Raw genomic sequence first — 14,103 nt, 5'->3', positions numbered from 1 at the left:
TTTTCAAATGTCAGAAGAAGTAAAAAAGAATGTTGTCAATACTGAACCGGAACCAAAGGACAAGGAAAAAACAAACGAATCTAAGCCGGAATTTACAGATGAACAACAAGCTTATATCGATCGAATCGTTAGTGGAATCAAGAACGAGAATAAGCAAAAGATGGCTGATTATGAGCAAAAAATGGGCCAAGCCGTTGAAGATAAGGTTAACGAACAGTTAGCTGAACGAGAACGGCGGGCCAAGATGAGTGCTGAAGAAAAAGCGGCCGATGATATTAAGAAGCTCAAAGCAAAGAACGCTCAACTTAGCGCTCAAATTGAGCAACGCGACCGAATTTCTTTCGGACACTCAATTGCTGATAAGTACAACGTACCATCTAGCATGGTTGGGCGTTTAATCGGTAAGACTAACGAAGAGACTGAAAATAATATGAAGTCATTCGCTGATGAATACAATAAGGCGGTTCAAGCTGGGGTTGATAGTCGATTAGCTGGTACCAAGCAACCACAGATTGGCTCGCAAGCCAACATTGATAGCACCAAAAAACTATCGGATCTTTCATTGGACGAACAGACGAAACTCTACAAAGAAAATCCAGCTCTCTATAACCAATTAGCAAGTCGCTAGTTCGTTTTTATTTTTGTCAAAATTAGAAAGGAAGAATATTAAATGACGGATACACGCTTTCATTTGGCGGACGCAATCATTCCTGAAGTGTTCGCTAACTACGTACTAAATCAATCAATGAAGACTAACCGCTTGGTTAAGTCTGGAATTTTAACCAATGACTCATCACTTGGCAGTCAATTACTAGCACCCGGTGACTTTATCCACATGCCATACATCAATGACATCATGGAAGGACCAGACGCTCAAACTTGGACTGATACCCAAGACATCGCTGTTAACGGTCTTACTACCGGTGAACAACGGGCTTTCAAGTTCCGTCAAGCTCAAGCATTCGGTTACACCGATATTTCACAACAAGTATCAGGTGCACCTGCACAATCAACCATTTCAAATCGGTTTAGTGCTTACTGGAACAACCAAGACCAAAAGTTGTTGTTCGCTACATTAAAGGGTGTCTTCGCTAACTCTGATATTGCTACTGCTAAGAAGTATGAAGATTCTGGAGTATTTAGCGCTCGTGGTTTCCTTGCTACTATTGCTAAGCTCGGTGACCTCCAAGACAACACCTTCAACAAGATTATTGTTCACTCTTCAACTTACGCTGAAATGAAGGCTCAACAATTGATTGAAACAGTGCAACCTGCTAACGCTGTAACTCCAATTTCTGTTTACAACGGAATGCAAATTGTACAAGACGATGATCCTAACCTGATTAACGATGATGGTTCTGTAACTTCATACGTCTTTGCTAACGGTGCTGTTGGCTACTCAGTTGCTAACCCACAAAACGCTGTTGAAATCGAACGTGAAGCACGTAAAGAAGGTGGACGGACTAATGTTATCAACCGTCGGGTAGTTACTACTCACGTACTTGGTACTTCTGTATCTAAGACCTTCGCACCTGCTGGTCAAACCGTTACTATGGCTGAACTTGCCAAGGGCGACACTTGGGCTTCAATCGTTGACCCACGCCACATTCAAGTTGTGGCTTACAAGGCTAAGTTAGATAAGGAATTCGCCCCAGTTGTTCCTACTGCCAAGCCAGCTACACCTCAAGCGGGACAAGATAATCAGGGAAAATAACACCGCTCGACAATAGCGGAGCGGGCGTTACGTCTGATAATACGGTAGCCGAGATTAAACAACATCTTGATAACCAAGGGATTGACTATACTTCTACTATGAAGAAAGCCGACCTGCTCAATTTAGCAAATGGTGGTGATACCAATGGCAACGCCTAGTATTCAATCAGAAATCTTAGATGACGTTACAACAGCGCTAGGGATTGATGATCAAGACCATCTACCAATGATTGAGTTATATATCAAGTTGGCTTGTAAGTCGGTTGCTCTTTATACCGGTGAAGATTACAACAACCTGCCAGACGCACTTACTGGAATCATTACCGAGATGGCACTTGCTAAATTTGCTAAGCGAGGTAATGAAGGTAAGACCCAAGCGGGTGAAGAGGGGCTAACTGACCAGTGGAGTGAGGATGACTTAGCGCCTTACATGAGCCAGCTGAACGCCTATCGTGATAACAAGGCACAGTCTGGTCGTAAAGGCTGGGTGATGAGTCTTGACTAGAGTTAGAGATGTTTACTTATTGAAAAAATCAGCTACTCCTGGTAGTGGTGGGAACCCGTTCGATAAGCACTCGCATTATGTTGTCTTGAAGAAAGCTCTCTTTTGTCGAGTAAATGACTTGGGTTTACAAAAACAGACGTTACTATTTGGCGGAGATAGCTTATATCAAGACGCCAAAACTGTGATTGTTAATGGTAGTCCACCGCTACCAGATAAGATTGCATTCGTTGATGAATATGATCCTAAAACTGAAAAGGGCATTCTTTATGATGTGAAAATGCCACGAAGTCATACCAACAGTGTGGCTTTTTTCGTTTTCAACACTAAATCAAAGGTGGGGTGATTAGATGTCGATGAAAGATATCGTTGGTAAATTGATCGACATGAACAATGCTGGCAGTTTAACCGATGACAACATCAGGCCGGTAGTTGAATATCGTGTAACAGATAATTACTCTAAACCAATGACACAGGTAGCTTCTGAATTAAAGTCCCTAGGGATGAATGAAGAAGCTGAACGGATTATTCGTCAGATTGGATTGATTAACTCTGGTTCGGAATCAATGCTTACTGAACTCGGTCGTCAAAACGTAAGAAAAGCCCAAATAATTGAACGAGGAATGGTAGGGCATGGACGAAGCGGTTATGTTCCTACTGGTAATTTAATGCGGTCGATTAAGATTCACAAGCTTACCGATGGACGACTTCAAGTTTATCCGGAAGCAACAGCTAAGAAAGGTACTGAGTATGGTGGGTTCGTTGAATATGGAACGCGAAAGCACCCAACACCTGAGCCATTTATGTATCAATCTAATAAGGAAATGCAACCAGTTATTAGCAAAGAAGTAGCAGAACTAATGAAAGGAGCTGGCTTCTAATCGACAATCTACTATTACCACGTACGGACATGTTGCAGAGTGTCATTAAGCTAGTAAGTCCTTATGCGACAACTGTTTTAACTGGGGATGAAGCTAATGATCCGAATACTTTTCAGCTAGAGTATCCACAGATTATTGTGCAGATTCCTTGGCGAGTTGAACAATCTCGCTACAAGTTAGTGACCACTGGTGTCTATACCCAACAAATTGATCTTTATTGGAACGCTGATGAGGTGGGTTCGCTAATGGATACGCTAGACAAGCTAGAAATCCTGTTACCTCATCTCAAATTAACTCAATACCCGTGTGAATATCAGACCGATAGCCTGATATCTCCACAACCACAAGTCGACACAACAACTTCAACGAAGTTAATTCACGGAGTTGTTCGAGCCGACTTTTTTATTACTGAAAATTAGGAGGAATAAATAATGACAGTTAAAACTAAGACTGTAAAAATGGATGCTGCTAATAAGTACATCTATTTCATGAAGCTAGATGATGAACCAAAGGCAAACAAGGCTCGCATGATTGGATTACAAGGTCAAACCTCTGGTACTAACACCCGTCAACTTCAAACACTCCAAACTAAGATGTTCGATGTTAAGATGGCGGGTTCTGCTAATCAACAACGGACCGTATTAGCTTACTTCCAAACTGGTGATGGTTTATGGGATTCCCTTAAGCACGCTTGGAGGGATCAAATCACTATTCACTTATACCGGGTTGACTTTAACCAAGTAACCGGAACTAAACCAAGTCGTCAAGCGCCAGTTGAATATGCGCAATGCATTATCTCAACCTTGCCAAACACTGAAACGCTTAACTCTGTATTCCAATCTTCTGTTGTCTTTGAAGTGCAAGGAATCGCCCAAGATGGCGTGATTACTGAAGACCAACTTGAAGATGATGCCTTTGATCTTGGTAATGCATTGTACGGAATGCTTAAGCCTACTGAAGTTGGTGATGGTACTGCTACTCAAGTTCCAGGAAGCGTTTCAACAGATGCCACTGTTAATCAAGGCAAGTAGTTTTAACTAGGAGGTAAGGCTAATGGAATTAAAATTTGGTGATAAGGAATTACAGGTAAAGTTCAACTTTGCAAGTCTCTCTCTTTGGGAAGAAAAGATCGTTGATAGCGACGGTAAGAAGCAAGAAGATAGTGAGATTTTTGATGCTTTATTTACTGGATTGGTTCAAAAGAATCCACGTACCTTGGTGAATATTTTGAACGGTGGACTGGCTTATTTAGACAAGGACAAGCCCACGTATTCTGAAGTATTTGATGCTGCCTCCGACCTCATGGGTAGCGAAGGTATCGACAAGTTAGCTCAAGATTTGATGGCTGAATTAACCGCTAATGGTTTTTTCAAGGGTTCGATGAAGCAATGGATCAACTCCATCGAGCGTCAAATCAAAGGCTACGACAAGTTCTTCAAGGAACTCAAGAAACCAGCGAAGAACGCTCCAGCGGAAGAAAAGGAACGTTACAACAACCTAGTTCAACGCTACGACTTGCTCAAAGACCAATCCAAGCCGTTGCTCGACGAATTCGACAAAATGCTAAAGGATACCGGGAATGCCTTGTAATTGCCCGACAACAAGCTGGAATCACTTCAATTAGTGATTTTGAACAGCTTAATCCTTACCTCCTAGACGCAATGATAGAAGGCTATGAACGTCAGCAACTAGATCAGCGGGTGAAGTTGGCTAATATGCTTCAACAAACCCCACTGATGGCTCAATGGGTAACCCTTGACCAAAACAGTATTTCTCAAATCAGCTCTGCCATTCAGGAATCAATTGAACAGGAATTATCCCGTATTGATAAAGAACATAAGAACGAGCTAGATGCTAATGATGAGGAAGTTAAGCAAGCTGACATCATGGCTAAAGTTCTTGAAATGAGGAAATCAAAGCAGAAAGGAGGTAAATAATGGCCGTATACGGAAACAACATTGATATCAACGTTATTGGTAATGCAATTACTCAGCTTCAAGCAATTCAAAACGAATATATGAAGCTGAAGCATGATCAAGGCAAGGATATTCATGTGGGTGTTCAAGACCAAGCGTCTAATAAACTCAATGAGATTGATGAAAAAACAAAGAGAATCCCAACTCGCCACGAAACACGTTTAGGTGTTAGTGGGACTGAGGGGATTCTAGGTTCTTTTAGCCGATTAAAAGAACGAGCTTCAACTACTTTTAACTCAATCCAATCTGATATGCGTAAAACGGGGGAAAGCGCCCATCGGTTGCGTGATGTTATCGCTGGTACCGCTATTGGACAAAGCGTTGCTAATGGATTTAGCAATGCCCTGGGTAGAGTTAAAGACGGAATTCTTGGTGCTGTTAAGGCTGGGTTTGAGTTTAATTCTGAAATGGATACGATGAACGCCACCTGGACGACTTTAACTGGTTCTGCTAGCAAAGCTGAGAGGATGACAAAGTCAATTGTTAGCCTGTCTAATTCACTAGGACAATCAGTTGATGTTACTGATGAGCTTTCACAGCAGTTCTACCACGTCTTTGATAACCAGCCGGAAACAGAAAAGCTAACCAAATCGTTCTTGATTATGGGTGATGCTATCCATTTGTCTGGAGATAGACTTCAACAGGTTGGAATGGATTTCACTCACATGCTTTCAACCTCAACGTTGCACTTGGGAGAATTAAACCAAATTACCGATGCCTTCCCAATGTTTAGTGGGAAACTTCTTGAATATGAACGGCGAGTTCAACACAGTTCGTCATTAACAATGAGTGAACTGCGTAAGCAAATTTCAGCTGGGAAAATATCTTCAAAAGATGCTGAAAATGTAATGAATGAGCTGGGGGATAAATATAGAGATGCTTCGGAAAATTTGATGCAAACATTCTCCGGAATGCTTCGGCAAATCAGAGCAAATGGCCAGGTCTTGCTTGGTGCGATGGCTGAGCCGCTAAACAAAGCAGTTAATCCGATTATGAAGCAGATTTCTAATTGGGTTGAAGATAAACAAACCACGAAAGAATTTAGCAAACTAGGTGAGGCTGCAGGAGTAGGCATAAGTTCTATTTCAAAAGCCTTCGCTGACGCTTTCGGTGATGGCTCAATCAGTAAAGCGTTAGATAATATGATTAACGGACTTACGAATGCCGTTACGCAATTCTCTAATTGGTTAGCTCGTAACGGAGCAAGTATTATCAAAATATTTGCTTCAATTGGTAGTATTGCGAAGAGTGTTGGCACCGGGTTTATCTACGCACTGTCTGATTTCTTACACCTAATTCCGGGCGTTCACAGCTCAGGGATGAAAGGAATTGCTGATGCCTTTGCTGAGATTGCTAAGCACAAAACCGCTTTACAGATTATCGGTCGAATCTGGGCTACCTACTTTGTGACATCTAAAATTATGGGTGCTGCTAAGGCGATGAATGAGCTTTATAAGAATATGTTGGCGATTACCACATTGAGTAAAGTTCAATCTCCTACCGGTAGCTTATTTGGCGATTTAATGCACCTTGCTAATGGCCGAGAAGCAAAAGTAGTTGATGCAGCTGCTACTACTCGACTAGCTCGTTATGGTAATGTCGAAAAGCAAGGTGTAAAGATTACACCATACCTTGATGAACGGGGCTTTAAGGCTTCGTGGAGTCGATTCTCACGTTCATTACCTGTATTAGGTAGTTCTGCTGGCAAGCATGCTGCTGAAGCTACTAGTAAAGGTTTAATGAGCCGGTTGACTGGCTTGCTTAGTAGTGGCCGAGTGATTGAAATTGGTAAAGGTATCGCTGGTAAGTTAGGTACTGGAATCACCATCGTTCTAGGTACCATTGATATTCTTCGAGCAATAACACCATCTTTTAAAGGAGATCGTGTTAAAACTGCCGGTAAAGGTATCGGTGCTTTGTTGGGCGCAGGCATTGGTTCGTTCTTAGGACCTTTTGGAACTATGATCGGTGGAATGCTAGGCTCAACAATTGGAGGAGCAGTTTCCCATTCTGTTGCAAACGCATTCGGTGCCATTGGTAAAGGAATGAGAGGCGCATTAGATGCAGCCGGAAGGTTCCACAATTGGGTTACTCATTTAACTTGGAAAAAACTAGGCGATGACATTAAAAATTCAGTGTCTGGTGCTTTTGATTGGGTTAAGAAAGAATGGGGGAAGATTGTTGACCTATGGAATGGTGAATCTACCCCATCGAGTAAACACTCTTCTAGCAGTTCAAAGCAACCATCCCAACAAGTCGTTGATTCTCTAGGTGGGAATAACTATTCTAAACAAGATATTGCTAACGTTAAGGAAATGAACAAAGCCATCACGGCTTATACCGGTTCATTGAAGAAACTAAAGGCAGCTATCAAGGAGAATGACCCAACTAAACAACTCAACGGCATGAATAGTCGGCTCAATAAGTCGATAAAATCATGGGATAAGTTAGCCACACCAATTAAGAAAATCGGTACTGCATTCAAATCACTCAATTCCTTTAACAAGGAAATGGGAAAGAACGATGCATTTGCTAAGCTTAACAAAGATTTACCTAAGCTCGAGAAGAATCTAAAAAACAATAAGATTGCTCAATACATTAAGAAGCTATCTAGTGAACTTAAGAAAGCAAATCTTACTAAGACTCTGGATAAGATGAACACTTCCGTTAATCGAAGTGCTAAATATTGGAAAGAGTTGGCTAAACCAGTCAAAGCATCTGCTGATTCATTCAAGATAATGGATAAGGCACTTAAAGACTTCAAGGGGAAGAATAATCCACTTGACCGCCTAGATAATAGCGTTATTAGCCTATACAAGACGGTTAAGAAGTATCCGTTTGGTAAAGAGTTGGCTAAGCAGATGACTATTGCTGATAAGTCGATGAGTGGTAAGCATAGTTTCGTTGGTAAGTTCTCATCAATGACAAAGACGATCGAAAAAGAACTGCGCTCTTTCGGTCGTCTTTTTGATCGGGATTGGAAGAATGCTTGGGAACATATTGATACTTACCCATCTCGGGGGTTATCTAAGGTTAATAGCACTGTTTCAAGTCGATTATCCTCAATTGAAAGTCGAGAAGCTAACTTCACTAGTAAGTTCTTAAGCGGTTGGCGAAGCTGGGTTAGTGATGTTGTTAGTTCAATGCGGAGTGGCTTTGATAAGCTTCCCGGAATTGCTCAAAAGGCAATGTCAGGCATTGTTAGCCGGCTAAATAGTGGTATCTCAGCAATCAATAACGTTATTGGTGACTTCGGCGGTGATAAGAAGCTAAGCTCAATTCACTATGCACAAGGTACATCAATGAGTGGTTACTCGGGTCACCCAGGTGGCCTGGCAATGGTCAATGATGGTCTTGGCCCACATAAGCAAGAACTTGTTTGGCAACCATCAAGTGGTTGGCAAGTATTTGCTGGGTTAAATCGTCTAGTTAATCTAGAACCCGGTTCCCAAGTTATTGACGCTGAACATTCTGACTCAATCTTACGCGCTAATTCAATTCCGCACTATGACAGCGGGACACTTTCAGAGGATGAACAGGATAAGATTGCGGAAGCCTTTATTAATAATCCGGTAAAGGCTTCGCGCGACTTAGTCTTAAAGGTTACTAATTGGAGTTCAAGTACCCCAATTGTGCCAACTTTTGGTAAGGCGACCGCTATTGGCTTCTCTCGTGGAATTGCTAATGTCTTAAAGGACTTACTAGGAATCATTAAGGAACCAATCAATGGTGACTGGACTCCCGTAATTAAATCCGCTGCTCGCTTACTTCATTTTCACATTGCTGGTTGGCAAATTTCTAAATTGTTACGTCAGATTCAGACTGAATCAGGCGGTCGTGAAGTAATTACCAACAATTGGGATAGCAACGCTAAGGCGGGGCATCCGTCGCAAGGGTTGCTTCAGTTCATTCCGTCAACGTTTAACACGTGGGCGGTTGGTAAGTATCACGATATCAATAAAGGTTTTGACCAAATTTTAGCTGCCATTAATGCCCTTAATCACGGTGGTGAAGGTGGCTGGGGGAACATCGGTAACGGTCATGGCTGGGCTAATGGTGGTCACATCATGCAGGCTCAGTTTGGCTTGGTTGGTGAAGATGGTGACGAATACGTCATCAACCCTAATAAGCCTAATGCCATGAAATTGATTCAAGAAGCAGCTAGAGACGTTGTACATCGAAACCCTAACATTCGATTTAGCATGCCTAAAATAACGACTGCTCAATATCAACCAGCAAATTACCCAGTATCGCAGAACAACGATTCTACTAACCCACTTGTAGGATTAGTAAAACAGGTAATTGAACGGATTGATGGGATTAACCTACAACCTGTTGCCTTTGTTGATGACGCTGCTAGAGCTACTAATAAGTACAACGCTAAACGAATTGGAATGATGAAGGGAGGAAGATAGATGGTTCAAGTTTTCTCAACTAAAAAGGATGTGCCAAGTATGTATCCTTTCTTGCTTCCTACTGAGAATGGGGTAGGTGCAAGAAAGTATTATCATTACCAACCGATTGAGTATTCAATTTCAGCTGATGGTAAGACTTGGGATAGTTGTTTTGATGTTCCGGATCTTGAGGGAGTTTACTGTTATCGTTCTCCTGACGTTCAGCCGGCTGTTCAAACCGACAACCTGAAAAAGGTTGGGCTAATGGACGGACAACGATTACTTTCAAGCTCGTACGATACTCGACAGATTACAATGCAGGTAGTTACAATGGATAACATTGATGAAAGCGATTCTCTATTAGCTTATGACGCATTACAGAGATTTCTGGTTAGCCGTGAAGCTTACTGGATTTGTTTCTCTCAATGGCCTCAAAGAATGTACTATGTTAGAGCCAAACTATCAGCGCCTACGTTTACCGCTAATAGCTGGTCTGCTACGGTAACCTTTACTGACCTTATCGGATTGAGTCGAAGTGTTACTACATCGGTCAACTATGAAGACTACCTTGGATTTGGTAATAATTTCCCTGATAAGAAACTACATTACACATTCACCAGCAACTCTTTTACTGTTTATAACTCGTCAAACGTCATGATTGACCCACAACGGCGTGGACATGAGCTGAAGATAACTCTTGACGGGAGTTCAAGTGGCAATATGAGAATTTTTAACAAGACAACTAATACCGAGTTTGGTAGAACTGGAATGGTTACTGATTCAAAAGATGGAAGCAAAACCAAGAAGTCTGATTTTAGTGGTAGGTATGTTATCAATGGTATTAGGCCAACACTAAATGGTAAATCTGATTATCTAAATTGCGATGGTGGCGTTATAGTTCTCGACAAAGGCCCAAATACCATTGAAATTCAGAACTTCTCAGGAAAAGTTGCTTTTGACTTTCCTTTCTGGTGGCTATCATGAAGTTGCTCGAAATTACTAATAGTCTGAATAATCAGACTGATACAATGGCTGAACCTTTTGACTGGAACGATCTATTTAATTCATTTCAAGTTAATTTTCAAATTAACTCTGCATATGAAATCTCATTTACTGCAACTTATACTGAACAGTATAAGTACGCTTTCAACATGCTAAAAATGAAGCGTTATCTGTGGTACAAAGATCAATATTATGTAATTCAGCAGTTAGAAGAAGGACTTGATGAGAATGGCTTGCCAACGATGCACGTAACAGCAAATGCTATGTTGATTGATCTAATGAAAAACGTTCGCTTGGATAAAAAACAGCCTACTGAAGATAATCCTGATGTAAGCGGAAATGATTCGTCTGATTCTAGTGACGATAAGAGTGATCAGCAACAACCAGCTGAAGTAATTAAGAAAACCGATGAACAGCAAACTTATACACTTCAGAACCGGTTAGATCAATTCTTTAACGGTAACGATCAAGGCATTAAATATGAGTTACATGGTGATTTCCCGCAAGCGGCTGTTGACTGCACGGGATCACTGTATGAGTGGCTAGGGCAAAATTTAGTAACTTTTGGTGCTTACTATATCCCTAACAATTTTGTTCTTGAAATTTACGACTTACCATCTTTGAAACGGCCAACCGATCAAGTCTTTTACTACATGAACAACACAACCAATGTCAACATTCAAATGGATGGTAACGACATGGTTAATGAATGTGATGTTTATGGTGGGAAGATGGAAAAAGACATTAATGGTGGTGCTGGTGGCGGTGGTAACCTTGATAGCGCTGTTGGATTTGCTAAATCGCCGATTAACGCTAGCTTTGGTGTTAATAAGGGCCAAATGTGTCAAGACTTCGCTAACCGTGATGTTCGTGTTCGTGCTTGGGGAGTAGATGTTAATAAGCTATACGATACTGTGAAGAGTGCTGGCGTTAGTCCCGAGTGGTTTTTTGCATATGACTTACAAGAAGGCAATCCGACATCATTTAGTTGGTTAAATCACTTTGGAAACCATTTGTCCGACCCGTATGCCGATGCACAGCGTGTATGCAATTGGATAAAACAATGGGCTTTCAGTGACGGTTTTACACCTGCTTCAGGATATGGAGCGTACGCTAGTCCACAATTAACTGCGCAGTGGAACCAAGAGTTTGGTAAAGGCACTATTGGTAGGCTTTATTTGCAAGGAACTGCGGCGGCTGTTATGGAACTAGCTAACGAAAACATGGGACGATATGGAAAACCATTGCAAGGATGTGTCAACCAAATCAAAGCATGGGGAGGCCATACTGTCGCTTCTGGAGGCGGAGGTGGATGGGGATGGCCTTTCCCTTGTGGTGAAGGCACGTTCTCACAAGGCCAAAAGTTCGGCTATGATGGCGGTTATCGTACTAATAGTTTTCACGACGGCCTTGATTTTGGTTCAATTGATCATCCGGGTTCAGAAGTACATGCCATTCACGGCGGTAAGTGTACAATTAGCCGTGCTTGGGGTAGTGGTGGCATTAACTGGTATTGCGTAATCACTGATTCAACTGGATTGAACGTTGAATATCAGGAAGCCTTTGGTTCTGCAAGTGATATCTATGTAAACGTTGGCGACAATGTTCAAACGGGCCAAGTAATTGGTCGTCGGGCTACTAATCATTTACATGTTGGTATTACTCGACACAGCTTCCCTGAAGCTTTTCACCATGCTTTTAGCAACGATGGAACGTGGTTAGACCCACAAGCAATGATTAAATCAGGTGGTGCTAATATTCCATCTAACAGTAGTGATAACTCCCAATCTGTATCAGAAACTTATTATGCTCTTTACTTCCACTATCGTGATGAAGATAGCATCAAGAAGTATGGCCTGCATCGGGGCCCACAAATCGTTATGGACTCTATCTATGATATGAATGCATTAAAGAACTATACAGAAAATACTGTCAAGCATGATCCGCCAACAACCTTGAGCAATAACGTTGTTGATGTTGGTAACATGGACATTCATTTAGGCAATACAGGAAGACTTGTCGTCCCAGAGAATAGCATGAACACAGAGGTCACGCTAATGGGGTATCATTTTAACCCGTTCAATCCCAATGCCGATTCTGAACTAACTTGGAACAACAATGGTTTGACTATGAAAGATGCCATTTTTGCTATGTATCAAGACATTAATCAAATTAACAAAAACGTTGATCAACTTGATTATTATGGTGCTATTGGTGGCCGTAATGAAAATCATTTTGACAACTTATTATTCTCTAAAAACCAGGTGGATGATATGGTCAAAATCAGCAGATCGGAGGGTAAAGGCAATGGCGACAAATAATCAACATGAGAATGTACAAAGCCCAGGCGATAACGATAAATATATTCAACCGATCATTGGCAAATTAGGTTGGGATACTGATAATCCTAAGCTATATGGCATGGGATACTCACGTGATAACGGTCTAAACTTTCATGTCTTTGCTTCTTTTGATGGATTCATTTTTGACGGGTCAGACATTGATGCTATATGGGATGCTGGTACTAAGGATAAAGTCAAAAAAGAGGTTGATTCTGCTACTGCTGAAATTCCTAGTGCTGTTTCAAATGCTAGTGAAGCTGTTAAACGAGCCGATTCAGCGGTAGCCAATAGCAAGGTTAACTCCGATGCAATTAAAGCAATGCAATCAGCGGCAAGTGAAGCTAAGAGTGATGCTCAGAACGCTACTAATATCGCTAATGCGATGAAGTCGAGCGTGACCGATCAGCTCAAGAACTTGGATAGCACTAGCAAAGAGTTAGATAATGCTCGATCAGAAATGACTCAGTATGCTAAGACCGCACAGGATCAAGGCAAAGACATTGCTGATCTAAAAAAGTCCACTGCAGAAATCACAGCGGACGTTGCTAACACCAAGGGTGATGTGGCCGAGTTAAAGATCAATGCGAGTGCTACGGCAGTCATGGCATCAAACAACAAGAGCGATATCACTCAATTGCAAGTCACGGCAAGTAGCGCCTCAATCGACCTGCAAAACGCCAAGTCAGACATTGCTTCGGTTAATGCGACTGCTGATAAGATTAACGCTTCCATCAAAGATCAAGACGGGCGAATCAGTACGGTTGAACAAACCGCTAAGGGCATTCAGGCCACCATTGGTAATCAACAAAACGATATCAACACCATCAAGCAAGATGCAACTGGTATGAAAGAAACGATCACCAACAACCAGAAACAACTCACGGAAATCAACACCAGTGTTGACGGACTGTCGACTAAAGTCGCTGGTGCGGTTGGTAAGGATTTTGTTGAGTCTTCGATTAAGCAGGCTAACGACAAGATTAATGAGTCGATTACATCAATCAATGGTAATATTCAAAATATCACGGCTGATCTGAACGGGGTTCAAGCCACCGTGAAGAACAAGGCTGATGTGAGTCAAATCACTCAGCTTACCAACTTAATCAGTACAAAGGTTAATCAGGATGACTATAAGAGTGCTATCACACAGCTTGGTGACGATATTAACGCTCGTGTGCAAAAGGGTGACCTAATCAGTCAGATTAACCTAGAAGCAGGGCAGACTTTGATTCAATCGAAGAAACTTTTCTTAGATGCAGATTCGGTTGTTTTCTCTGGTAAAGCTTTTATTCC

The 14,103-nt window shown here is 41.7% G+C and carries 12 protein-coding genes and 1 pseudogene; all 13 read left to right on the top strand.

All coding sequences use genetic code 11. The features are described from left to right. The first annotated feature begins 7 nt into the window (after positions 1-7). Entirely contained in the window at positions 8-628 is a 621-nt protein-coding gene (locus NFR46_RS08650; protein ID WP_251576535.1) for a DUF4355 domain-containing protein, read from the top strand. Positions 629-670: 42 nt separating this feature from the next. Continuing rightward, complete coding sequence (locus tag NFR46_RS08645) at positions 671-1,714, top strand: replication protein (RefSeq protein ID WP_251576533.1); 1,044 nt, start codon at positions 671-673, stop codon at positions 1,712-1,714. 144 nt (positions 1,715-1,858) lie between these two features. Continuing rightward, positions 1,859-2,218, top strand: coding sequence for a phage head-tail connector protein (locus NFR46_RS08640; RefSeq protein ID WP_251576531.1), 360 nt, complete (start codon positions 1,859-1,861; stop codon positions 2,216-2,218). Further along, positions 2,211-2,561 carry a hypothetical protein gene (locus NFR46_RS08635; protein ID WP_251576528.1) on the top strand — a complete coding sequence of 117 codons (351 nt, stop codon included), beginning with the start codon at positions 2,211-2,213 and terminating at the stop codon, positions 2,559-2,561. Before NFR46_RS08640 ends, NFR46_RS08635 begins: the two co-directional genes overlap by 8 nt. A gap of 4 nt (positions 2,562-2,565) precedes the next feature. Next, positions 2,566-3,096 carry an HK97-gp10 family putative phage morphogenesis protein gene (locus NFR46_RS08630; protein ID WP_251576526.1) on the top strand — a complete coding sequence of 177 codons (531 nt, stop codon included), beginning with the start codon at positions 2,566-2,568 and terminating at the stop codon, positions 3,094-3,096. Positions 3,097-3,125: 29 nt separating this feature from the next. Beyond that, complete coding sequence (locus tag NFR46_RS08625; protein WP_143455752.1) at positions 3,126-3,515, top strand: hypothetical protein; 390 nt, start codon at positions 3,126-3,128, stop codon at positions 3,513-3,515. Between the two features lie 12 nt (positions 3,516-3,527). Next, the gene (locus NFR46_RS08620; protein WP_251576524.1) at positions 3,528-4,127 is read left to right on the top strand and encodes a hypothetical protein; all 600 of its coding nucleotides are present in this window, start codon (positions 3,528-3,530) and stop codon (positions 4,125-4,127) included. A 22-nt stretch (positions 4,128-4,149) separates the two neighbouring features. Next, on the top strand, positions 4,150-4,686 hold the full coding sequence (locus tag NFR46_RS08615; RefSeq protein WP_251576522.1) for a tail assembly chaperone: 537 nt from the start codon (positions 4,150-4,152) through the stop codon (positions 4,684-4,686). Positions 4,687-4,757: 71 nt separating this feature from the next. Then, positions 4,758-5,033, top strand: a complete 276-nt coding sequence (locus tag NFR46_RS08610; RefSeq protein ID WP_251576520.1) for a hypothetical protein — start codon at positions 4,758-4,760, stop codon at positions 5,031-5,033. After that, the gene (locus NFR46_RS08605) at positions 5,033-9,487 is read left to right on the top strand and encodes a tape measure protein (RefSeq protein ID WP_251576518.1); all 4,455 of its coding nucleotides are present in this window, start codon (positions 5,033-5,035) and stop codon (positions 9,485-9,487) included. Before NFR46_RS08610 ends, NFR46_RS08605 begins: the two co-directional genes overlap by 1 nt. After that, on the top strand, positions 9,488-10,450 hold the full coding sequence (locus tag NFR46_RS08600; protein ID WP_251576516.1) for a phage tail domain-containing protein: 963 nt from the start codon (positions 9,488-9,490) through the stop codon (positions 10,448-10,450). It begins immediately after the preceding gene. Further along, positions 10,447-12,789: a phage tail protein gene (locus tag NFR46_RS08595; RefSeq protein ID WP_251576514.1), complete on the top strand. Its 2,343-nt coding sequence runs from the start codon at positions 10,447-10,449 to the stop codon at positions 12,787-12,789. The genes NFR46_RS08600 and NFR46_RS08595 overlap by 4 nt, the downstream gene beginning before the upstream one ends. Further along, positions 12,776-14,103, top strand: a pseudogene (locus NFR46_RS08590) (gp58-like family protein); the annotation flags it as partial. The gene NFR46_RS08595 and the pseudogene NFR46_RS08590, both read left to right, overlap by 14 nt.

It is taken from the genome of Limosilactobacillus agrestimuris (assembly GCF_943193105.1).
Classification (GTDB): domain Bacteria; phylum Bacillota; class Bacilli; order Lactobacillales; family Lactobacillaceae; genus Limosilactobacillus; species Limosilactobacillus agrestimuris.
Note: the sequence above shows the minus strand (reverse complement) of the source record. Positions and strands in the feature narration are given on the sequence as shown.